This window comes from Actinomadura sp. 9N215 (assembly GCF_044326345.1).
GTDB lineage: Bacteria > Actinomycetota > Actinomycetes > Streptosporangiales > Streptosporangiaceae > Spirillospora.
Window position 1 is genome coordinate 102,249 of the sequence record NZ_JBIRBA010000011.1, and the last position, 22,219, is coordinate 124,467.

The following is a 22,219-nucleotide window of genomic DNA, read 5'->3' on the forward strand; positions in this document are numbered from 1 at the left end:
GCTGGGCCTGATCGGGCTGCGCGCGATCGAGCGGCGCGTCCGGAGGCCGGTCGTGCCGCGTCCCGTCCCGGCCGGGGCGGCGGCGGTCGAGGTGCGCGGGCTCCGCGTCGAGCGCGGCGCCCGGACGGTCCTCGCCGACGTCGACCTGACCGTGCGGACGGGCGAGGTGCTGGCCCTGGTCGGCCCGAACGGCGCCGGGAAGTCGACGCTGCTGGCGGCGGTCGGCGGGGACGTCGCGTCCACCGGCGACATCGCGGTGGACGGCAGGCCGCTCGCCGCGTGGAGCCACACCGAGCTGGCGATGCGGCGCGCGATCCTGCTCCAGCGGCAGACCGTGTCGTTCCCGTTCACCGTCGCCCAGGTCGTCGCCATGGGCCGCGCGCCCTGGGCCGGGACCCCGCTGGAGGAGGACGACGACGCCGCCGTCGCCGAGGCGATGCGCCAGACGGACGTCACCGGATTCGCGGACCGTCCCTATCCGCAGCTGTCGGGCGGCGAGCAGGCCAGGGTCGCGCTGGCCCGCGTCCTGGCGCAACGGACCGGCACCCTCCTGCTGGACGAGCCCACCGCCGCCCTCGACCTGCACCACCAGGAGATGGTGTTCGACGTCGTCCGGGAACGCGCCGGAGCCGGAGACGCCGTCGTGGCGGTGGTGCACGACCTCGGTCTCGCGGCCGCGCACGCCGACCGCGTCGCCGTGCTCGCGGGCGGCCGCCTCGCCGCCTGCGGCGCGCCCGGCGACGTTCTCACGGCGGAGCTGCTCAGCGACGTCTACCGGCACGACATCGAGGTCGTCCCGCATCCGCGGACGGGCCGTCCGCTGATCCTGCCGCGCCGCTCCGGGCCGGGGTGATGGCCCGCCCCGGTGAATGGTGGAAGCGTTGAACCGGCGGCCGCCGGACGGACGTGCTGTGGGTGTCGCGAGACGGCGACCGAAACGACGGCCGAGACGGCGGCCGGGACCGAGCTGGGGAGGACGCGCTGACCACCGACAGCCGCGCGGAGCGGGAAGAAGCGGAGCGGGACGAGGGCGCCGAGGCGGCGGCCGCGCCGGCGGGCGGCCGGAGCAGGTGGCGGCGCGTCGCGGGACGGGCCGTCACCGTCGCGGCGTTCCTGTTCGTGCTGGTCGCGCTCGTCCTGCCGGACGAGTTCGCCCGGCTGACCCCGGCGGCGCTGGTGCGCGTCCCGGTGGAGGGGATCGTGGGGGTCGTCCTGGTCCTCGCGGCGCCGGAGCGGGCGCGGCGGTACGCGGCCCTGGCGGCGGGCGCGCTGCTGGGATTGCTGACCGTGCTGAAGGTCATGGACATCGGCTTCGACGCGGTCCTGGTCCGGCCGTTCGACCTGGTGCTGGACTGGCCGCTGCTCCGTCCGGCCGTGGAGTTCGTCGAGGGGTCGGCCGGGCGGGCCGGGGCGATCGGCGCCGTGGCCGTGGTGGTCGTGCTGATCGTCGCCGTGGTCGTGCTGATGGCGTTGGCGGCGCTTCGGCTCAGCCGCGTGGCCGTCCGGCACGACCGGACGGCGGCCGGGACGGCGGCCGTCCTCGGCGTGACCTGGGTCGTGTGCGCGGCGCTCGGGGCGCAGCTCGTCGACGGGGTGCCGGTCGCGGCGCGGAGCGACGCCGTCCTCGCCTACGACCACGCGCGGCAGGTCCGCGACAGCCTGAACGACAAGGAGGAGTTCGCCAAGGCCGCCGCCGTCGACGCGTTCCGCGACACTCCGGGCGCCGGGCTGCTGACGGGTCTGCGCGGCAAGGACGTCCTGCTGGCGTTCGTGGAGAGCTACGGGCGCACCGCCGTCGAGAACCCGCAGTACGTGCCGCAGGTCGGCGCGGTCCTGGACGCCGGGACGCGGCGGCTCCGCGGCGCCGGGTACTCCGCGCGCAGCGGCTGGCTCACCTCGCCGACGGCGGGCGGCGGGAGCTGGCTGGCGCACGCCACCCTGCTGTCGGGGCTGTGGGTCGACAACTCGCAGCGGTACCGGACGCTCGTCCGCAGCGACCGGTTCACGCTCAACCAGGCGTTCCGCCGCGCGGACTCCCGGACGGTCGCCCTCATGCCGGCCATCACGCGGGCCTGGCCGGAAGGGGAGTTCTTCGGCTACGACAAGGTCTACGACAACCGCAACCTCGGGTACCGGGGGCCGCGCTTCAGCTTCGCCACCATGCCCGACCAGTACACGCTGTCGTTCCTGCAACGCGCTGAGCTCGACCGGAAGGGCCGGGGGCCCGTGATGGCGGAGACGGCGCTGGTGTCGAGCCACGCGCCGTGGGCGTCCATCCCGCGGCTCGTCGGATGGGACCAGGTCGGCGACGGCTCGGTGTTCAACGGCGTGGGCAAGGGCTACGACGCGCCGTGGCCGACCGGCGGACGCGTCCGCACGGAGTACCGCAAGTCGATCGAGTACACGCTGAACACGCTCGTCTCGTACGTGGAGACCTACGGCGACGACGACCTCGTCCTCGTCTTCCTCGGCGACCATGAGCCCGCGCCGCTCGTCACGGGACCGGACGCGGGCCGCGACGTGCCGATCACGATCGTCGCCAAGGACAGGGCCGTCCTGGACAGGGTCTCCGGCTGGGGCTGGGCGGACGGCCTCCGCCCGGCGAAGAACGGCCCGGTCTGGCCGATGAGCGCCTTCCGCGACCGTTTCCTGACGGCGTTCGGCCGCTGACGCGGTCGGCGCGGACGGCGCGGCCCACGCGGACGGCCGGGTTCGGCGGTGCGCGACGCGGGAAGGGGTGACAACGATCATTCAGGCTCCGACCTGCGACGACGGGGTGAAGTGAAGGTGGTGGAGTGACCTCGCTGTCCGCCGAGCCGGGACGCCCGCAGGCTCCTCCGGGCGAGGCGCCGGCGCACCGGTTCCGGGCGGCGCTGCGGCGCCGCCGCCGCCTGCTGGTCGTCCTGGCCGTGGCGGCGCTGCTCGCGCAGATGGCCGCCGCGATGCTCTCCACGGCCTGGTCGCAGAGCCCGACGACCGACGAGCCGGTGTACGCGGCGTCGGGCGTGTTCTACCTCAAGGAGCACGACCTCCGGTACAACGCCGAGCATCCGCCGCTCGGCAAGCTGATCATCGGCGCCGGGCCGGTGCTCGCCGGAGCGCGCGTGGACGCCGGCTTCGGCGGCGACCAGTACGCGGCCGGGCGGCACGTGCTGTACGACTGGGGCAACGACGCGCGGCGGCTGATGCTGGCGGCCCGGCTGCCCGTCATCGTCCTGACGCTGGCGTTCGGGCTCGTCCTGTTCGCCTTCGCCCGCGACCTCACCGGCCCGGCCGGCGGGCTCGGGGCGCTCACCCTGTACGCCTTCTCTCCCGACGTCATCGCGCACGGGTCGCTGGCCACGCTCGACGTCCCGATGGCCGGGTTCCTGCTGACCGCGGTGTGGCTGCTGTGGCGGGCGCGGCGGCGTCCGCTGTACGTGCCGCTCGCCGCGGCCGCGCTCGGCGCGGCGCTCGCCACCAAGATGAGCGCGCTCCCGGCGGTCCCGGTGCTGATGGGACTGGCGGCGGCGTCGGTATGGGCGGCGTCGCGGCGGACGCGGGGGCCGTCAGGCGCGAGACGGGCCGTCCTGATCGGCGCCATGTCGGCGGCCGGTGTCGCGCTGATCGCGGTCGCGGTGGTGTGGGCGACTTACTTGGCCGTCGACCCGCGGCTCCGCTGGACGACCCCCGCCGGCGTGCCGCCCGTAGGCGGGCTGCGCGGGCTCGCCATCGCCTTGATGCCGTTCCCTGAGCCGTTCCAGGACGGCATGCGCCTCCAGTTCCGCTTCGAGGGACTGCACTGGACCGGCTTCCTGTTCGGGCAGACCTACCGGGGCCCGCTCTGGTACTACCTTCCGGCCGCGCTGCTGGTGAAGACGCCGCTGGGCATGCTCGCGCTGTGGGCGCTGGGCGTCGCCGCGCTGTGGGCCGTGCCGCGGCTCCGTCCGGCCGCGCCGTACCTGCTCGTGCCCGCGGTCGTGCTGCTGGCGGCCGCGTCGACCGGCTCCCGCAACTTCGGCGTCCGGTACGCCATCTTCATCCCGATGTTCCTGGCCGTCGTGGCGGCCGGGACGACGCTGCTCCGCCGCCGGTGGGTGCCGGCCGTCGCGGGGGCGCTGCTGCTGTTCGTCGCGGTCAGCTCGCTGCGGACGTACCCGTTCTACCTGCCGTACTCCAACGAGGCGTTCGGCGGGCCGTCCAAGACCCATCTGCGCCTGCACGACTCCAACGTCGACTGGGGCCAGGACCTCGGACGCCTCGCCGACCGCCTCCGCGACCGGTATCCGGGCGAGCCGGTGTGGCTCGTCTACAAGGGCGCCGGCGACCCGTCCTACTACGGCATCGACGCGTCCGACCCGCGCGTCGCGCCGCCGGGGCAGGTGCACGGGCTGCTGGTGCTGTCCGACAGCTGGATCGCCAAGTCGGACCCGCGGCTGACCCCGCTGATCGCGACGAGCGAGCGGATCGACGAGGTCGGGCACTCCATCACCATCTTCCGCCGCCCGTAATCGGCGGCGCGCGGAATCAGCGGCGGGCGGAGTCAGCGGCGGCGGGTGTGGGCGCGGGCCCAGAGCGCCGTCCAGCCGCCGGGCGGCAGCCAGGACGCGGGGACGCGCAGCCCGTGCGCGGCGATCTCGACCCAGAAGCGCGTGGTGTCGGCGCCGAGCTCGCGGGCGGCGGGGAAGGCGCGCCGCCACGGGCCGTCCTCGTCCTTGAGGGCGGTGGCCGGGTAGCCGGGGACGCCGACCCGCCGCGGGGCGGTCACGGTCGCCAGCTCAATCCCGGGGGCCGCGCACGTGACCGCGACGGCGAGCGCGCAGAGCAGCGGCTCGGTCGTGCGCCGGGCGACGGCGCGGGCGACGGCCGGGTCGTCCTGGACGGCCAGCAGCCCGATCGCCCGGCGCGTCCGGCGTCCCGCCAGGTCGAAGGCGTAGGCGTCGGCGACGGCGGGGAGCTTGACGAGCCTGCGCAGCGCCTTCGGGAGCGGCGGCTCGTCCAGCAGGAGCGGGAGTTGGTCGAAGCGGTCGCGCAGCGCCGGGTCCAGGGCGTCGAGGGCCGTGGCGAGCGGGCGGTGCCCGGTCGCCGCCCACAGCCGGACGAGGTCGACGGCGCCGTTGTCCAGCGCGCGCCGGACAGCGCCGGTCAGCTGCGCGCCGCCGAGGCGGCGCAGCCGGACGAGCGCCGCGTCCGGCGGGGTGGCGGCGACGGCGGCGAAGACGTCGCGGACGTCCGGTCCGGCCTCCCGCCAGGCGCGTTCCGCGAGCGGACCGAGCACCGGGCCCACGTCCTCGACGAGGCGCGGCGCAGCGCGGCGCCGGGCGGGCCGGGCGGGCGGAAGCTCCTCGGGCGTCCGGACGGGCTCAGCCCTCGCGGGGCCGGGGATCGCGGCCACCCACTCGCGGAACCGCCGCTCCAGCTCCTCGCCCGGATCGTCGTTAAACCGCGCCGCGATCTCGCTGACCCGCCATCCCCTGGCCGCGGGCCGCAGCGGGGTCAACTCGGCGTTGGCGACCAGCAGCCCGTCCTTGTCGTAGAGGCCGGCGAGGCCGATGCGGCCGTTCCTGGCGTAGTCGATGTAGAACGGCCCGGCGATGCAGTTGCCCATGTAGTCCGACCATTCGGACAGGTCGCGGGCGCCGCGCGCGACCTTGAACCGGACGCCGGCGCCGGGTACGGCCGTCCCGTCCCGCTCCAGCAGCGCGGCCGGGACGGCGAACTCCCCGGTCAGCGCCTCGGCGATCGCGGTCCCCGCCATCAGCCCGCCGGTGAGGTCCGTCCAGGTGCGGGCGCCGCGCGGCGGGACGCCGCCGAGCGCGACGAGCTGCGCGGCGCCGGACACCGCGAGGGTGACCGAGTCGAGGCGCGGCGCCAGCGGCTCGACGGCCGGCTCCGGGTCGTGCTCGAACCACGGCTCCCCGGCGCCGAGCGCGTCCCGGGCCAGCTCGTGCCCGTGCAGCTGGGCGAGGGCGTCGATCAGGTCCGCGTACCACAGCAGGTCGCCGACCTTCTCGACGGACGCGGGGTCCTGCCCGGGTGCGAGCCGCTCGTGCAGTGGGGCGGCGTCGTCCAGCAGGGGCCCCATCCACAGCGGGATGCCGGCCCACTCGGCGGGCGGCCGGACGTACCCGGCCCCTTCGCGCCATCCGCTCAGGCCGCCCGCCGCCCACTGGCGGAACAGTTCGGCACGCGTCGAGCGCATGTCCTGGATCACGCGGGCGACGTCCTCGATGATCACGAGCGCGAAGGCGCGGGCGCAGGCCAGGCGCGGCCGCACGTAGGCGGCGAACCTGGCGTCCCGCGGCGCGTCGCCGGACAGCTTGCGGGCGAGGTCGCGCACGTAGGCGGCCGGACGCGCCGGAAGCCCGGTCAGGCCCGGAACGCGGCGCGCCGAGTACGTCGCGGACAGGTCGTACACCTGCGCCTCCGCCGTGCGGATGACGGCGGCCGAGCGGTCCAGCCCGTCGTCCAGGCCGTGGTCGGCGACCGCCGCGGCGGTGCGGAGCAGGGCGGTGGCGCCGAGCGCGTCGTCGAGGATCCGCGTGAGCCGGTCGCGCCAGTACCACTCGTGCGGCGTCCAGCGCGCGGCGTCGGCGAGCGACGGCTCCGCGTCGCCGAGCTCGGTCCGCAGCCGCGACAGGATCAGCTCGTCGTCGAAATGGTCGCGGCGCTTGCGCAGGTCGGGCACCCGGTCGCGCCTGCTCTGCGTCGCCAGCCGCCGCTCGCGCCTGGCGACGCCCGCGTGGTGCTCCAGCACCCGCGCCCACAGGTCCAGGATCAGGTCGAGCCGGCGCGGCCGCGGCACCGGCCGCAGCACCTGCCGGAGATGCTCCGCGAGGACGGACGGCGGACCGCCCGGGATGACGCCGGCGTCCTCGGCCGCCTCCAGCGCGAGGACCCGTTCCAGCTGCTCGGGCCCGAGGACGTCGCTGGCCGCGACCGCCAGATGCAGCGCCGCCCACCGGCCCTCGGCGACGGCCCGTCCGGCCGCAGAGCCGACCCGTTTCGTCACCGCCGGGCCGAACAGCGCCACCAGGAACCCGGCGCGGTCTCCTAGCTTGTGCGTGCCGTCGAGGCCGACGACGCGCAGGGCCGCGAGGACGGCGTCGCGCTGGTCGCCGCGCGCGCCGTCCAGCCGTGCGGACCGGAAGCCGCCGCCGAGGTCCACGCCCGCGCCCGCCGCCACCGCTCCCCCGGCCGCGACGAGCCGCGCCAGTTCCGCGACGGCGTGCGCGACGTCCTCGCCGGCGGCGCCGTCCGGCCCGAGCGCGACGGCCTCGCCGGGGCGTCCGCCCGCGCCGTCCGGCGGCAGCCTGACGGGGCCCGCGGGCCGCGCCGTCCACGCGCACACACCCGAGGCCACGACACCGCCCGCGAGCCTGATCTTCACCCGCACCATCATCCAGGCCCGGACGGCCGCGGCCAACGGAGTTTCCGGCGGGCCCGGCCCGGCGCGGGGCTCGGCCCGGCGCGGGGCTCAGCCGGGCCGGGTCAGGTCCGTGTATCCGTGTGCGACGAGACGCTCCGCCGCCCGGGCGTAGGCGGCGGGGTCGGCGGGGAGGCCGGTGGCGAGGCCGTCCACGTACCGGTTGTACATGCAGAACGCGGCGGCGATGAGCACGGTGTCGTGGATCTCCACGTCGGTGGCGCCCTCGGCGCGAGCCGCGCCGACGTGCGCCTCGCCGACCTCCCTGCCGCCCCGTGCGGCGGCGGCGGCGATCGCCAGGAGGGCGCGGAGCCGTCCGCCGACGGGCGCGGCGTCCAAGTCGGCGTGCACCTGCTGGACAAGCGCCATGCCGCCGGGCAGCTGCGCGGCCGCGCACGCCCCATGGGTCGAGGCGCAGAAGCGGCAGCGGTTCAGCTCCGACACGTACGCCGCGATCAGCTCCCGCTCACCGCGCTTCAGCGGGCCCGGGCCCCGCAGGAGAGTCTCTGCCAGCTCGCAGAGCGGGCCCGCCGTTGCCGGCCGGAACCGGAGCAGGGACGGGAGCCCGGGAACGGCGTCGTCCAACTCGATGTGCGCCAAGGGGGGCCGCCTCTCTGTAGGGACGTTCACTACGCGACGTGCCCGCAGGCCCGGTCGAGCGCGCGGGTCACGGCTTCGGGGTCGTAGGACGGGAGCACGGCGGCGAGATGGCCGTCCGGGCGGACGACATGGACGGTGTCCGGTCCCGCGTGCAGGGCCGACCGCAGGACGCCTTCGGCGTCGATGTCGTCCAGCGCGTGGACGCGGTGCGGGACGTCGGTCGGAAGTGATTCCGCGGCGTGGCGCCTCGCGGTCAGGACGACGAACGCGGTGCCGAGCAGGCGGCGCAGCCGAGTGGGCTCGCCGGAGACGACGCACGGGCCGTCGGGGCAGATCACGCCCGGCACCGGCGGTCGGACGGCCCCCGGCTCGCGCGGGAAGTCGTCCAGGGGGCGGGCGGGCGGCGTCGTCAGCGGCGAGTCCAGGTACCAGTACGGCTCGGCGAGGCGGCCCGAGTCGATGGTGGTGCGGGCGGCGGGGTCCGTCCTGGCCGTCTCGAGGGCCTCCTGGCGGCGGGCGCGCTGCGCGGGCGTGTGCGGGACGAGGAACTCCATCGTCCGGGTGGTGACGCGGAGGTTCTCGCCCGCCGCCGCCCGCCGCTCGGCGTCGTAGCTGCGCAGCAGGCCCTCGGGCGCCCAGCCGCGCCGGACGAACGCGAGCTTCCACGCGAGGTTCTCCGCGTCCTGGACGCCCGAGTTCAGGCCCCGCGCGCCGAACGGCGCGTAGAGGTGGGCGGCGTCCCCGGCGAGGAACGCGCGGCCGGACGCGAACGTCGCGGCCCGCCGCTCGTGGAACCGGTACACGCTGGCCCACACGATCTCGTACGGGACGTCCCCGACGATCTTCCGGATGCGGGCGTCCAGCGCCCCGGACGCGCGTTCGGCGTCGAGGTCGTGGTCGGCGGGGACCTGCCAGTCGATGCGCCACGTCCCGTCCGGGCACTGGTGGAGGAGGACCTGCCGCCCGGGGTTCCACTCCGGGTCGAAGAAGAACCGCCGCTCGCTCGGGAACGGCAGCTCCGCCCGGATGTCGCAGATGAGGAACTTGTCGGCGAACGTGCGCCCGGGGAAGGCGATGCCGAGCATCCGCCGGACGGCGCTGTGCCCGCCGTCCGCGCCGACCGCGTGGCTGCCGCGGACGGTCCCGCCCGCGTCCACCTCGACGCCGCGTCCGTCATGGTGGAGCCCGCACACGGGACGCCCGTACCGGACGTCGGCGAGCGGCTCGGCGTCGGCGAGGTCGCGCAGCCACGCCTCGACCTCCGCCTGCGAGACGTTGATCCACGGCGGCACGGCGCTCCGCCCGGCCTCGGGGAACGTGACGGAGAACAGCTCCTCGCCGCGGTAGTAGGTGCGGCCGGTCGTCCACGTCACCCCGCGTTCGATCATCGGCTCGGCGCAGCCGACCCGGTCGAGGACGTCGAGGACGTCCCGCTGGAAGCAGATCGCCTTGGACCCGGACGGGTCGCGCCGCGCCGCCGCCTCCAGCACCACGCTAGGCACGCCGTGCCGGGCCAGCAGCAGCGCGGTGACCAGGCCGACCGGTCCGGCGCCGACGATCACGACCGGTTCGCCGTCACTCCAGGAGCTCACGTCTGAGATGGTGCGCCGCCCGCCCGCCGCGCGTAAAGGCGTCCACGCCGGACGGGCCGATTCGTGCCCGGCGCGCGGGCGGCTCATGGCCGGGGGCGGCCATGTTCGATCAAGCCGGGGCGGGGGCGTGCGCACAATGACGTATGGCTCCCCACCGCACGCCGACCCGGCGGGAGTTCGGCAGGGCGGGCGCGGCGGCGCTCCTCCTCGCGGGGGGCGCGTACGGCGTGCGCGGGCTCGCCGGCCTGTGGTCGGACCTGTCGGTGCGCCGGCCCTCGACGCCGTCGCTGATCGCGTTCGCGGTGCTGCTGACGGTCGCGGCGGCGCTGGTGGCCGCCGCCCTGCACAGGCGCCGTGAGCCGGTCTCCGTCCGCCGGCCGCACGCCGGTCTCGTGCTCCTGGTCGTGGGACTGCCGATCGCGGTGATGTGCATCGCGTTCACCCTCCCCAGGACGGAGAAGGTGCCGAAGCCGAAGCCGAAGCTGGAGCCGGGACGGCCGTCCGCCCCGTGGACGGTCAGCTGGCCGGTCGTCGCGGCCGTCCTCGCCCTCGCCGTGATCGCGCTGGTGGCCTGGACGGTCGTCCGGCGCCGCCTGAGCAGGCTTCCGGTACCCGCCGCGCCGCCTCCGCCGGACGGGTTCGAGGAGGCGGCGGCCGCCGGGAGCCGGGCGCTCCGGTCCACCGGCGATCCCCGGGCCGCCGTCATCGCCTGCTACGCCGCGATGGAGGGCGTCCTGGCGGAGGCGGGCGCCGCGCCGCTCGACAGCGACACCCCGGCCGAGGTGCTGGCGCGCGCCTCCGGCTCGGGCCTGGACGGGCTGGACGCCGCGACCGCGCTGACCGCCCTGTTCACCGAGGCCCGCTACAGCGTCCACCCGGTGACCGAGCGGCACCGGGCGGAGGCGCTGGCCGCGCTGGAGTCGCTGCGCGCGCGGAGCCGGGCATGAGGGCCGCCGCGCTGGTGGCGGCGGCCGTGTGCGGGCTCGCCGCCGTCCACATCGTCGCCGGGACGCCGGGCGTGCTGGCGCTGGCCGCCGGGCTGGCGGTCCTCGGGCTGCTCGCCGCCCTGGCGCGGATCCCGGCCGCGCCGCCGTCCCGTCCGGCCGCGCTCCGCACGCGGGACGAACCAGACGAGCTCCGCGAGTACCCCTCGTACCGCCGGGTCCGCGAGGCGGTGTCGTGGGCGCCGGTGTCCGCCCGGCACTACGACTCGGTGACCCGGCCGCTGCTCGTGCGGCTCGTCGCCGCCGCGCTGGCCGAGCGGCACGGCGTCGACGTCCACCGGGAGCCCGCGCGGGCCAGGGAGCTGGTCGGCGAGGACGTGTGGCCGCTCGTCGACCCCGGCCGTCCCGGCTCCGGCGGCCCGTCCGCGCCCGGCCCGGGACTGGCCGACCTGCGGACCGTCGTGAACCGACTGGAGGAACTGTGGACGGACGACTGACCATCGACTCGCCCGCCGCCGCGGCGGCGCGCTGCCGGGACGTGCTCGACGAGGTCGAGAAGGCCGTCGTCGGCAAGCGCGCCGCGGTCGAGCAGGTGATGACGGGGATCCTCGCGTCCGGCCACGTACTGATCGAAGACCTGCCGGGCCTCGGCAAGACGCTGCTGGCCAGGACGTTCGCCGCCGTCCTCGGGCTGGACTTCGCGCGCGTCCAGTTCACCCCGGACATGCTGCCCGCCGACCTGACCGGCGCGGCCGTCTACGACCCCCGCACCTCGGACGTGGTGTTCCGGCCCGGCCCGGTGTTCACGCAGTTCCTGCTGGCGGACGAGATCAACCGGACGCCGCCGAAGACGCAGGCCGCGCTGCTGGAGGCCATGGAGGAGCGGCAGGTCAGCGCGGACGGCGAGAGCCGCCCCCTGCCCAGCCCCTTCATCGTGCTGGCGACCGACAACCCCATCGAGTACGAGGGCACCTATCCGCTGCCGGAGGCGCAGCTCGACCGGTTCGCGCTGCGGATCCGGCTCGGCTACCTCGACGCCGTCCAGGAGAGCGAGATGATCTCCCGGCGGCTGTCGCGGGGCGCGGCGCCGCCCGTCCTGCGCGCGCTGGCCGGGCCGGGCGACGTGCTCGCCATGCGCGAGTGCGTCGAGCGCGTGCACGTCGACGAGGCGATCGTCCGGTACGCGGTCGCGATCTCGGCGGCGACGCGCGCACACGCCAAGATCACGGTCGGGGCGAGCTCGCGGGCGACGCTCGGCGTCGTCCAGCTCGCGCGGGCGCACGCGCTGCTCGCTGACCGCGACCACGTGCTGCCGGAGGACGTGAAGGCCGTCGCGGTCCCGGGTCTCGCGCACCGGCTCGTGCTGCAGCCGGAGATGTGGGTCCGGCAGGTCAGCGGCGAGTCCCTGGTCACCGAGATCCTCGGCCAGGTCCCGGTGCCGCGCGCCGCGGACCAGCCGGCGTGAGCGAGCTGACCTGGCGGCCCGCGCCGGTGGCGAACGGCCTGGCCACGCTCGCGGTGCTGGCGGGCCTGGCGGCGCTGCTGCTGGCCCGCCCGAACCTGCTGCTCCTGGCCGCCCCGCCGGTCGGGGTGCTGGCCGCCGGTCTAGCGGCGCGGCGCCCGGGGACCGTCACCCTGCGGACGACGGAATGCCCCCGGCGGTGCTTCGAGGGCGACGCCCTCGAAATCACCGTCACCGCCGACGCCGGCGGCCCGGTGGACGAGATCGCACTCCGCCTCGACCATGCGCCGGCGTTCGGCGTCGACGTCACCGCCTACGTCGAGGACCACGCCGCCGGGACCGCGCGGGCCACGTTCGTCCTACGTCCCGGATACTGGGGCCGCCACCGGCTGCCCCGCGTGGTCGTCGACTGCCGCAGCCGCTACCGCGTCGCGCGGGCCCTGGCGGCGCTGTCGCTCGGCGACATCAGCGTCTATCCCGCCGGGCCGCCCGTCCGGCCCAGGCTCGTCCCGCTGGACCTGCCGCGGCGGCTCGGCGACCACGTCGCCCGCGCCGCCGGGTCCGGGATGGAGTTCGCGGGCATCCGCCCCTACCTGCCGGGCGACCGGGCGCGGGACGTGAACTGGAAGGCCAGCGGGCTGCGCGGACGGCTGCACGTCACGACGCGGGCCGACCAGCGGCAGGCCGAGATCGTCCTCGCCCTGGACGCCTACACCGACCTCGGCGACCCCGACCGTCCTCCAGCCCCCACCCACCGCCAATCAAAGGACGAGCTCCGCTCGCGCCAGACGCTGCTCGACCGCGCGGTGCGGGGGGCGGCGGCGGTCGCGACGGCCTACCTGCGCGGCGCCGACCGCGTCGGGATCGTCGTGTTCGGCGGCGAGCTGCGCTGGCTCGCGCCCGGCCAGGGCGAGCACCACTTCTACCGGCTCGCCGAGGCCGTCATGGACGCCCGCAGCCTCGGCGCCGACCTCGGCTCCGACCTGGCGGGCGACCTCCGCCGGGCGCCGCGGTCCGCGCTGCCGCCCGGCGCGCTGGTGATCGTGTTCTCGCCGCTGCTGGACGACCGGGCGGTGCGCACCGTCCAGGACCTCCGCCGCCGCGGCACGCCCGTCGTCGTGGTCGACACCCTCGACCGGGAGCCGCCGGGCGGCGGCCGCGAGGAGTACCTGGAGCTGTCCCTGCGGCTGTGGCGGCTCGACCGCCGGGCGCTGCGGGCCGGGCTCGCCGACCTCGGCGTGCCCGTGGTGCCGTGGACGCCCGAGGACTCGCTGGACGTCGTCGTCGGGTCGTTCGGGCACCGGATCTCGGGGAGGCACTCGTGAACCCGCTCCGGCCCGGGGCGACGACGGTGTTCGCGCTGGCCGCCGTGCTGGCCTGCGCGGCCTGGGACCCGGGCGTCCCGGCGGCGGCCGTCGTCGGGCTGCTGGTCACGGCGCTGCTGCTGCTCGCGGACTCCTCCGGCGCGTACGGCGGCGCGGGCCGCTACCTCCCGCCGCTGATCGCCGCCGGTTCCTGCACCGCGCTCGTCGCGGCCGTGCTCGTGCTGCCCGCCGCGTCCAGCGCCCTCGCCGTGGTCGCCGGGCTGGCGGCGCTCATCGCGGCGTACTGGCTGACGTACTCTGGCCGGCCGACGCACTCCGGGCGCGCTCGGCGGCCTCGGTGATCGTCCGCTCGGCGACCCCCTTGTCCTGCCAGCCCCGCACGTCGGTGCCCTTGCCCGGCTCCAGGCTCTTGTAGATGTCGAAGAAGTGGGCGATCTCGTCGAGGACGTAGTCGTGCACGTCCCGCAGGTCGCGGATCGCGGCGTAGCGGACGTCCCGCGCCGGCACGCTGAGGATCTTGGCGTCGGGGCCGCCCTCGTCGTGCATCCAGAACACCCCGACGCTGCGGACGGTGATCTCGCAGCCGGGGAACGTGGGCTCCTCCAGCAGGACCATGACGTCCAGCGGGTCGCCGTCCTCGGCGAGCGTGTCCGGGATGTAGCCGTAGTCGACCGGGTACTGCGTCGACGTGAACAGCATCCGGTCCAGCCTGATGCGGCCGAGCCGGTGGTCCATCTCGTACTTGTTGCGAGATCCGCGCGGGATCTCGACGATCATGTCGATGTCCATCCGTTCCCTCCCCGGGAGTGCCCTACCCGGCGGGGGCGGGCTTGATCGTCAGTGGGCGGCGGCGTCCCAGTCTGGCCCGGCTCCGATGGCGACGTCCAGGCCCACGATCAGCGGATAGGCGGTGGTCATGCCGTCGTGGACGATCTCCCGCACCGCGTCCCGCTCCCCCGGCGCGACCTCCAGGACGATCTCGTCGTGGACCTGGAGGAGCAGGCGGCTGCGCAGCCCGGCCGCGGTCAGCGCCGCGTCCACCCGCAGCATCGCGATCTTGACGATGTCGGCGGCGGAGCCCTGCACCGGCGCGTTCAGCGCCATCCGCTCCGCGGTCTCGCGGCGCTGCCGGTTGTCGCTGGTCAGGTGCGGCAGGTAGCGGCGGCGGCCGAGGATCGTGCGGGTGTAGCCGGTGCCGCGGGCCTCGGCGACGACGTGGTCGAGGTAGTCGCGGACGCCGCCGAGCCGCTCGAAGTAGGCGTCCATCAGCGGGCGCGCCTCCGCCATCGGGATGCCGAGCTGCTTCGCCAGCCCGAACGCCGACAGCCCGTAGGCCAGGCCGTACGACATCGCCTTGATCTTGCGGCGCATGTCCGGGGTGACGGCGCCGGGCGCGACCCGGAACACCTGCGCCGCCGTCGTGGTGTGCAGGTCCTCGCCGGACTCGAACGCGGCCAGTAACGTCGGGTCCCGCGACAGGTGCGCCATGACGCGCAGTTCGAGCTGCCCGTAGTCGGCGGTCAGCAGCGACTCGTAGCCGTCGCCGGGCGCGAACGCGCGGCGGATGCGGCGGCCCTCCTCCGTCCGGACGGGGATGACCTGCAGGTTCGGCTCGATGGACGACAGCCGCCCGGTGGCCGCGACCGTCTGCTGGAACGTGGTGTGGATCCGGCCGTCCGCGCCGATCTCCCTGATCAGCCCGGCCACCGTCGTGCGCAGCCGCGCCTGGTCGCGGTGCCGCAGCAGGATCTCCGGGAGGCCGTTGTCGGTCTGGGCGGCGAGCCAGGTCAGCGCGTCCACGTCGGTGGAGTGACCGGACTTGATCTTCTTGGTCTTCGGCAGCCCCAGCTCGTCGAACAGCACCTCCTGGAGCTGCTTCGTCGAGCCCGGGTTGAACGGGTGCCCGGCGATGCCGGCGGCGTCGGCGGCGGCGCGCTCCATCGCGGCGGCGAAGTGCTTCTCCAGCTCGTCCAGCAGGCCCGCGTCGACGTGGACGCCCGCACGCTCCGCGCGGGCCAGCACGCCGGACAGCGGCAGCTCGACGTCGCGCAGCACCTCGTCCATGCCGGTGGACGCGAGGTCCGCGGCGAACTTCCCGGCCAGGTCGAGGACGGCGCGGGCGTTCAGCATCAGCCCCGCCGCGCCCTCACCGGAGGGACGGCGCCCCAGATGCCGTCCGGCGAGGTCGGCGATGCCGTAGGCGGCGAGGCCGGGCAGGAGCAGGTACGCGGCCATCGCGGTGTCGGTGGCGACGCCGTCGAGGCTCCAGCCGCGCTCGCCCAAGACTCGCAGCAGCGACTTCACGTCGTGCAGCGCCTTCGGTCGGCCGGGGTCGGCCAGCCAGCCAGCGAACGCGCGCTCGTCGTCCTCGGTGAGCCGGGACGGCTCGAACGACGCGGCGTGGTCGCCGCCGGTCGCGAGCGCGATCCGGGTGATGTCGCCCTCGCCGCGCACCCACGTGTAGTCGGCGGCGAGCCCGGTCAGCCCGGTCGCGCGGGCCTGGAGCCAGCCCGCCAGCTCGCCCGGCTCCAGCTCGCGTCCCTGGATCGTCTCCGGCCCTGCTGTTCCCGATGCCGCGGCGGCCTCCGGCGGGCGGCCGCCGCCCGGGTCGGCGGCGAAGAGGCGCTGCCGGAGGCTGGCGTTGCGGAACTCCAGCTCGTCCAGCAGGGACGTGAACGCCGGCAGGTCGTAGGGCCGCCGCCGCAGGTCGTCCAGCCCGACCGGCAGGTCGAGGTCGCGGACGAGCTCGGTCAGCCGCCGGTTCAGCCGCACGGTGTCCGCCGCCGCGCGCAGCTTCTCGCCCGCCTTGCCCTTCACCTCGTCCGCGCGGTCCAGCAGCGCGGCGAGCGAGCCGAACTCGCGGACCCACTTCGCCGCCGTCTTCTCCCCGATGCCGGGGATGCTCGGCAGGTTGTCGGACGGGTCGCCGCGCAGCGCCGCGAAGTCCGGGTACTGCGCCGGGGTCAGCCCGTACTTCTCCGCCACCGCGGCGGGTGTGTAGCGGATCATCTCCGAGGCCGTCCGGTAGAAGTACAGGACGGTGACGTTCTCGCTGACGAGCTGGAGCACGTCCCGGTCACCGGTGATGATCAGGACCTGGAGGCCGTCCGCCTCGGCCTTGACCGTCAGGGACGCGATGACGTCGTCGGCCTCGTAGCCGGGCGCCCGCAGCACCGGCATGCTCATCGCGGCGAGGAACCGGTCCAGGACCTCCAGCTGGCTGCCGAATTCGTCCGGCGACTTCGCCCGGCCCGCCTTGTACTCGGGGAACGCCTCGGTGCGGAACGTCCGGCGCGACACGTCGAACGCGACGGCCGCGTGCGTCGGGCGCTCGTCGCGCAGCGCGTTGGCGAGCATGTTGGCGAACCCGTACACCACGTTCGTGGGCTGGCCCGCCGTGGTGCTGAAGTTCTCGACGGGCAGCGCATAGAACGCCCGGTAGGCCAGCGAGTGACCGTCCAGGAGCAGCAGACACAGCCGGTCTGTCGAGCGCAGCTCGTCCTTTGAATGGTGGCGGGTGGGGGCTGGAGGACGGTGCGACATGGTCACATCCTGGCATCCTGTCCGCGCCGAGGGGGCGCGCCCTAGCGGCGGGCGCGCCCCCCAGGTCAGATCCGGTGGGTCACCGGGTCGCGTAGTGGCCGATCTGGTCGGGCGTGGCGGGCTTGGCGGGCGCGTGCCGCCGGGCGAGCTCGTTGCCGTTGACGGTCAGGGTGCTGTGGGCGAAGAACTGGGTGATCGCTGCGGTGCCGTCGATCATCTGGTCGAAGCCCGTGAGGTCGACGTTGTCGTACCGGTCGCAGACCGAGTGGTAGCACGGGTCGTAGGCCACGCCGGCCTTGCCGCCGTACACCTTGGCCTGCTCGGCCGTCTTGATGCCCTCCGCGCCGGTGAACAGGCCCCCGGCGGGGATGCCCACGGTGATGAAGGCGTTGTAGTCCGACCGCCCGTTGAACGGCGACTGGTCGGAGGCCAGCTTCTTGCTCGCGAAGTAGTCGGCGAACGCCTTCTCGATCGCGCCGGACCCCGCGGGCGGCGGGACGGAGCTGCCGCCCGTGCTGTTGTCGCCGTCGTAGACGAACCGCACGAAGTTCGGCGAGCCGATCATGTCGAAGTTGAGGTTGAGCGCGATCTTGTCGCGCTCGGCCTGCGGGAGGTTGTCGACGTAGTACTGCGAGCCGAGCAGCCCCTCTTCCTCGGCGCCCCAGAACGCGAACCGCACCTTGTTGCGCAGCTGCTTGTTCCCGAGCTTGTTGATCTGCTTGGCCATCTCCAGCAGCGCCGCGGTGCCGGACCCGTTGTCGTTGATGCCGGGGCCCTCGATGACGCTGTCGTTGTGCGCGCCGACGACCACGACGTTGTCGGCGCGGCCGCGCGCGGTCTCGGCGATGACGTTGGCGGCCTGGCGCTTCTCGGTGAACGTGGCGGTCTTGACGTGCAGCGTGACGCCGCCGTTCTGCGCCTGCTGGACGAGCGCCTTCCCGACGGCGTTGGTCGGGCCGACCACCGGGACGCCGTACGGCTTCGTGAGCGTGCCCGCGACGGGACCCGGCTGGTCGGGCAGCTGGTAGATGACGACGGCCGCCGCACCCGCGGCGACGGCGTTGTCGGCCTTGACGGAGAAGAAGCATCCGCCGCGCTGGACCAGCGCGATGCGGCCCTTGGGGAAGCCCGCGAAGTCGTCGGCCTCGCAGCCGCTGCCCGCCCCGGTCGCGCCGGGGTCGACCGGGCTCGCGGCGGCCGTGACGTCGCCGGACCCGGAGTACTGCAGGGTCTGGTAGTCGGTTCCCGGCTCGAACGTCTTCTGCCCGGGAGCGGTCTGGGCGAAGGACGGCTCGGACACCTCTTGCCAGAAATCGAACTGGAACTGCTGGACCGTCGGGCTGTATCCGGCCCGTTTGAGCTGGTCCGCGAGGTACTTCACAGTGATCACGTTGCCGGGGAGTCCGGCGGCGCGGTTGCCGCCGTTGGCGTCCGAGATCTTCTGCAGGTTGTTTTGGTGGTGCCTGACGTTCTTGAGCGTGACGAGGGCGGCCAAATCGGCCTGACTCGGCGCCGCCTGGGCCGGGGCCGCCGCCAGGGTGGTCGCGGCGAGCGAAAGCCCGAGGAGCGTTGCTAGCGCGGCTCTGCGCATGACTCGGTCTCCGTTGGTGGGGGGACGAAGCATGCCGAAGCTTTGCATGCGACATTTCGCTACAACAAGCAGCAACTCTCACATATCGCGGCCGACATCGGCCTCGTCCGGAATCGGATAGTAAGCGATACGTCGCCGTCTGCACACTGAAACGCCCAGAGTTGTCCGAATTCGGTATCGCCTCTGGCTTTCCGCACGTCAGCGTCTATAAGCTCCGTGGGCTTCGGTGATGGCCGATTAATTTCATGGGAGTGAACCAGTGTCGAAGTCGGAGGCAGCAGGCGCGTCGCACGGTCGGTCGCGCACGTATCCGATCTGGCGCCGGATCGCCCTGCTCCTCGCGGTGCCGCTCACGGCGCTGTTCGTGCAGTGGGGCATCCCGGCCGCCGTCACGGTGTCCAACGCGCTCCAGCGGTTCGACTTCTCCACCGTGTACGACAACGTCGCCGTGCCGGCCACGACCGTCACCGAGACGCTGCAGGAGGAGCGGGCGGCCGCCGTCCGGTTCCTGCACCGGTTCAAGGTCGCCGACCGGCAGCGGTTCGGCGAACAGGTGGCCAGGACCGACGCCGCGGTGGCCGCGTTCCGCAAGCGGGCCCTGTCGTCCGGCACCAGGGACGCGATGGACGACACGATGACCACGCGGGTGCGCGAGCTCAGCGACGCCTACAACCACCTCGTGACGCTGCGGGAGCGGGTCGGCATCGGCGGCACCACGCCGCTCGGCGCCATCGACGGGTACAGCAAGGTCGCCGACATCACGATCCGGCTGCTGACCACGCTGGTGAGCATCGACGACCGGACCGTCTACCTGCACACGACCGCGCTGCTGCACAACTTCTGGTCCCGCGAGTTCATGCTGCGCGAGCACGCGCTGCTGTCCACGCTGAACGCCGGGCAGATGAGCACCTCCGACCGCGCGGCGTTCGCCGCCTGGTCCGAGGCCCGCATCCAGTACTTCGAGCTCGGCCGCGCGCAGGCCTCCGGCGACATCGCCCAGATCATGTACGATCTTGCGAACTCGGGGGAGTTCACTGCGTATACGACGCTGGAGAACAATGTCGTGAACAACGGCATCGTCCCCGACCCGGGCGAGTGGCGCGCCACGATCGACGCGCTGACACCGGCGTGGTCGAAGGCCGCCGCGAAGGCGGAGACCGTGGTGAGCGACGACGACGTCAAGCCCGCCGGACGCCGGATCATGCTCGGGTTCCTCCTGATCGGCGTCGTCGGGCTGCTGGGCGTGGTGGCCTCGGTCGTCCTGTCGCTGCTGTTCGCGCGGCGGCTCAGCGCCGAGCTGCGCGAGCTCCAGGAGTCGGCGCAGCGGCTGGCCAACGAGCGCCTGCCGCGGGTCGTGGCCCGGCTGCGCCGCGGCGAGCAGGTGGACGTGGAGGCCGAGTCGCCGGCCCCGACGACCGGAAGGACGAAGGAGGTCGCCCTGGTCGGCGAGGCGTTCGGCACCGTCCAGCGGACCGCGGTCGCCACCGCCGTCGCCGAGTCCGACCTGCGCGCGAGCATCAACCGGGTCTTCATCAACCTGTCCTGGCGGAGCCAGTCGCTGCTGCACCGCCAGCTCCGCCTGCTCGACCAGATGGAGCGGCGCGCCGCGGGGCCCGAGGAGCTCGACGACCTGTTCCGCCTCGACCACCTCACCACCCGCATGCGCCGGCACGCCGAGGGCCTGGTCATCCTCGCCGGGTCGCCGACCGTCCGGGCCTGGGACCACCCGGTCGCCGCGGAGGACGTCGTCCGCGCCGCGGTCGCCGAGATCGAGGACTACACGCGGGTGGAGCTCACCGGCGCCTCGTCGGTCGCCGTGACCGGCGACGTCGTCGCCGACATCATCCACCTGCTCGCCGAGCTGATCGAGAACGCGGCGGTGTTCTCCCCGCCCACCACCGAGGTGACCGTCAAGGTCGAGACCGTCGCCAACGGCCTCGCCGTCGAGGTCATCGACCGCGGCATCGGCCTGCACCCCGACGAGCTGGACGAGCTCAACCTGCGGCTCGAAGGCGCCGGCGAGTTCGACCTGATCGACACCGAGCGCCTCGGGCTGTTCGTCGTCGCGCGCCTGGCCGCCAGGCACGGGGTCAAGGTGTCGCTCCAGCCGTCGGCGTACGGCGGCACGACGGCGGTCGTCCTCGTCCCGCACGCGCTGGTGACGCTGGACGACGACCTGGCGCGCGGCGGCCCGATCCCGGGCACGGCCCGCACGATGGTCACCGCCATGGCGACCGCCGACGGACCGCAGCGGCTCGGCCGCCCGGACCGCCCGGCGATCACCGGCTCGGTCGTCCGCCCGCGCCCGGACGAGACGCAGGAGGACCCGCGGGACGAGCCGCCCGCCGGACCGCCGCCGATCGTGTCGTCGCCCGCGCCGTGGTTCGACGACGCCCCGTACGAGCAGGCCGCGCCCCAGTACGACCAGGCGCCCTCGCTCGACCCGCCCACCGTCGAGTTCGAGCGCCCCGCCGCGTCCTTCGACCAGGCCGCGCCGCCGTACGACCAGACACCGCCGTACGACCAGACACCGCCGTACGACCAGAGACCGCCGTACGACCGGACACCGCCGCATGGAGGCCCGCCGCGCCAGCCCGCCGGGGACGAGGAGCCGGCCGAGGTGGAGTCCAGCGAAGTCACCGGCAGGCTGCCGCGGCGCGTGCGCCAGAGCAGCCTCGCCCCACAGTTGCGCAGGGGCCCCGCGCCCCAGCGCGCGGAGCCCGCCGACGTCGCCGTGCCGGACGACGACTTCGACGAGCCGAGTCCAGAGTTCAGCCGCGCCCTGATGTCCTCACTACAGTCGGGGTGGTTGCGCGGCAGGGTGGCCGACGATGAACCGGACGATCCCGGTCCACGCGATGAATGGGGGGAACGATGACGCAGCACGGCCACGCATCCGGCGAGCTCGACTGGCTGCTCGAAGACCTGGTGCAGCGGGTCGGGGAGGTCCATCAGGCGGTCCTGCTGTCCAGGGACGGCCTGGTCATGGGCGCGTCGAGCGGCGTCACCCGCAAGGACGCCGAGTTCCTCGCGGCGCTGTCGTCGGGGTTCCACAGCCTCGCCAACGGCGCCCGCGAGCACTTCAAGGCCAAGCAGGTGCGGCAGACGGTCGTCGAGCTCGACGGCCTGCTGTTCTTCGTCATGCCGGCCGGAAACGGGAGCTGCCTCGCGGTGCTGAGCGACGCGGGCGGCAACGCCGGGCTGGTCGCCTACGAGACGACCATGCTGATCAAGCGGGTGCGGCGGCACCTGGCGACGTCGCCGCGCGCCGCGGCCGAGTCGCAGGACCCGACGCTCCGCTCGGGCGCCTCGGGCTGAGCCTGCCGTGGAGACTCCGAGAGAACGCTGGGTCGGGCAGGACGCGGGCCCGATCGTCCGGCCGTACGCGGTGACCCGGGGGCGCACCCGCCCCCGGGGGATCGTCATCGATCTGGTGACCATCCTCGTCGCCACCGGCCGTACCCCCGGCGACCAGGTGTGGCTGTCCCGCGAGCAGCGGCGGCTGCTGGAGCTGTGCCGGCGTCCTTCCACGCCGGCCGACCTGGCCTCGGAGATCGACCTGCCGTTCCGCGTCGTGCAGATCCTGCTGGAGGACCTGCACCAGTACGGACTGATCGAGGAGACGACCCGCACCGAGCAGCCCGACCGCCCCGACCCTCGAATCCTGATGAGAGTGCTCGATGAACTTCGCCGCCTTTGACAGCGCCTCGGACGAAGTCCCGGGGGTCTGGGGGTCCGCCCCCAGAGAAAGCACGGC

At 74.5% G+C, this 22,219-nt stretch carries 17 protein-coding genes; 11 read left to right on the plus strand and 6 right to left on the minus strand.

Annotated features, from left to right (window positions below; all coding sequences use genetic code 11):
• Positions 1–7: 7 nt before the first annotated feature.
• From ACH34T_RS19805 to ACH34T_RS19815, 3 genes are all read left to right on the plus strand, one after another.
• Positions 8–853: a heme ABC transporter ATP-binding protein gene (locus ACH34T_RS19805; protein ID WP_395993794.1), complete on the plus strand. Its 846-nt coding sequence runs from the start codon at positions 8–10 to the stop codon at positions 851–853.
• 62 nt (positions 854–915) lie between these two features.
• Entirely contained in the window at positions 916–2,670 is a 1,755-nt protein-coding gene (locus tag ACH34T_RS19810) for a sulfatase (RefSeq protein WP_395993644.1), read from the plus strand.
• A 125-nt stretch (positions 2,671–2,795) separates the two neighbouring features.
• A complete protein-coding gene (locus ACH34T_RS19815) occupies positions 2,796–4,490 on the plus strand; it encodes an ArnT family glycosyltransferase (RefSeq protein ID WP_395993645.1) in 1,695 nt (564 codons plus the stop codon).
• Positions 4,491–4,522: 32 nt separating this feature from the next.
• On the opposite strand, the gene ACH34T_RS19820 is transcribed toward ACH34T_RS19815, so the two are convergent.
• From ACH34T_RS19820 to ACH34T_RS19830, 3 genes are all read right to left on the minus strand, one after another.
• On the minus strand, positions 4,523–7,369 hold the full coding sequence (locus ACH34T_RS19820; RefSeq protein ID WP_395993646.1) for a hypothetical protein: 2,847 nt from the start codon (positions 7,367–7,369) through the stop codon (positions 4,523–4,525).
• Positions 7,370–7,456: 87 nt separating this feature from the next.
• On the minus strand, positions 7,457–8,005 hold the full coding sequence (locus ACH34T_RS19825) for a carboxymuconolactone decarboxylase family protein (protein ID WP_395993647.1): 549 nt from the start codon (positions 8,003–8,005) through the stop codon (positions 7,457–7,459).
• Between the two features lie 29 nt (positions 8,006–8,034).
• On the minus strand, positions 8,035–9,597 hold the full coding sequence (locus ACH34T_RS19830; RefSeq protein ID WP_395993648.1) for an FAD-dependent monooxygenase: 1,563 nt from the start codon (positions 9,595–9,597) through the stop codon (positions 8,035–8,037).
• Between the two features lie 143 nt (positions 9,598–9,740).
• Between ACH34T_RS19830 and ACH34T_RS19835 the strand changes: the two genes are divergently transcribed.
• Genes ACH34T_RS19835 through ACH34T_RS19855 form a run of 5 tightly spaced genes read left to right on the plus strand, consistent with a single transcriptional unit; the run spans position 9,741 to position 13,669 of the window.
• Positions 9,741–10,544, plus strand: a complete 804-nt coding sequence (locus ACH34T_RS19835) for a DUF4129 domain-containing protein (protein ID WP_395993649.1) — start codon at positions 9,741–9,743, stop codon at positions 10,542–10,544.
• Positions 10,541–11,038 (plus strand): hypothetical protein, encoded by a 498-nt coding sequence (locus tag ACH34T_RS19840; RefSeq protein WP_395993650.1) that lies wholly within the window; start codon positions 10,541–10,543, stop codon positions 11,036–11,038. Before ACH34T_RS19835 ends, ACH34T_RS19840 begins: the two co-directional genes overlap by 4 nt.
• On the plus strand, positions 11,023–12,006 hold the full coding sequence (locus ACH34T_RS19845; protein ID WP_395993651.1) for an AAA family ATPase: 984 nt from the start codon (positions 11,023–11,025) through the stop codon (positions 12,004–12,006). The genes ACH34T_RS19840 and ACH34T_RS19845 overlap by 16 nt, the downstream gene beginning before the upstream one ends.
• Positions 12,003–13,328, plus strand: coding sequence for a DUF58 domain-containing protein (locus ACH34T_RS19850; protein ID WP_395993652.1), 1,326 nt, complete (start codon positions 12,003–12,005; stop codon positions 13,326–13,328). The genes ACH34T_RS19845 and ACH34T_RS19850 overlap by 4 nt, the downstream gene beginning before the upstream one ends.
• Positions 13,325–13,669 (plus strand): hypothetical protein, encoded by a 345-nt coding sequence (locus tag ACH34T_RS19855; RefSeq protein ID WP_395993653.1) that lies wholly within the window; start codon positions 13,325–13,327, stop codon positions 13,667–13,669. The genes ACH34T_RS19850 and ACH34T_RS19855 overlap by 4 nt, the downstream gene beginning before the upstream one ends.
• On the opposite strand, the gene ACH34T_RS19860 is transcribed toward ACH34T_RS19855, so the two are convergent.
• The 3 genes from ACH34T_RS19860 to ACH34T_RS19870 form a co-directional block, all read right to left on the minus strand.
• Complete coding sequence (locus ACH34T_RS19860; RefSeq protein WP_395993654.1) at positions 13,599–14,117, minus strand: inorganic diphosphatase; 519 nt, start codon at positions 14,115–14,117, stop codon at positions 13,599–13,601. The two genes, ACH34T_RS19855 and ACH34T_RS19860, sit on opposite strands and share 71 nt — an antisense overlap.
• Positions 14,118–14,165: 48 nt before the next feature.
• The gene (gene polA, locus ACH34T_RS19865; RefSeq protein WP_395993655.1) at positions 14,166–16,871 is read right to left on the minus strand and encodes a DNA polymerase I; all 2,706 of its coding nucleotides are present in this window, start codon (positions 16,869–16,871) and stop codon (positions 14,166–14,168) included.
• 79 nt (positions 16,872–16,950) lie between these two features.
• A complete protein-coding gene (locus ACH34T_RS19870; protein WP_395993656.1) occupies positions 16,951–18,462 on the minus strand; it encodes a M20/M25/M40 family metallo-hydrolase in 1,512 nt (503 codons plus the stop codon).
• Positions 18,463–18,721: 259 nt separating this feature from the next.
• On the opposite strand from ACH34T_RS19870, the gene ACH34T_RS19875 reads away from it, so the two are divergent.
• The 3 genes from ACH34T_RS19875 to ACH34T_RS19885 are packed head-to-tail and all read left to right on the plus strand — an operon-like array spanning position 18,722 to position 22,162.
• Positions 18,722–21,340 (plus strand): nitrate- and nitrite sensing domain-containing protein, encoded by a 2,619-nt coding sequence (locus ACH34T_RS19875; RefSeq protein ID WP_395993657.1) that lies wholly within the window; start codon positions 18,722–18,724, stop codon positions 21,338–21,340.
• Positions 21,337–21,780: a roadblock/LC7 domain-containing protein gene (locus ACH34T_RS19880; protein ID WP_395993658.1), complete on the plus strand. Its 444-nt coding sequence runs from the start codon at positions 21,337–21,339 to the stop codon at positions 21,778–21,780. Before ACH34T_RS19875 ends, ACH34T_RS19880 begins: the two co-directional genes overlap by 4 nt.
• Positions 21,781–21,787: 7 nt before the next feature.
• On the plus strand, positions 21,788–22,162 hold the full coding sequence (locus ACH34T_RS19885) for a DUF742 domain-containing protein (RefSeq protein WP_395993659.1): 375 nt from the start codon (positions 21,788–21,790) through the stop codon (positions 22,160–22,162).
• Positions 22,163–22,219 lie beyond the last annotated feature (57 nt).

Bases quoted from the DNA above. Each gene is read 5' to 3' on its own strand.
- ACH34T_RS19835 (WP_395993649.1), top strand. From the start codon at position 9,741: ATGGCTCCCCACCGCACGCCGACCCGGCGGGAGTTCGGCAGGGCGGGC.
- ACH34T_RS19840 (WP_395993650.1), top strand. From the start codon at position 10,541: ATGAGGGCCGCCGCGCTGGTGGCGGCGGCCGTGTGCGGGCTCGCCGCC.
- ACH34T_RS19860 (WP_395993654.1), bottom strand. From the start codon at position 14,117: ATGGACATCGACATGATCGTCGAGATCCCGCGCGGATCTCGCAACAAG.
- polA (WP_395993655.1), bottom strand. From the start codon at position 16,871: ATGTCGCACCGTCCTCCAGCCCCCACCCGCCACCATTCAAAGGACGAG.
- ACH34T_RS19870 (WP_395993656.1), bottom strand. From the start codon at position 18,462: ATGCGCAGAGCCGCGCTAGCAACGCTCCTCGGGCTTTCGCTCGCCGCG.
- ACH34T_RS19880 (WP_395993658.1), top strand. From the start codon at position 21,337: ATGACGCAGCACGGCCACGCATCCGGCGAGCTCGACTGGCTGCTCGAA.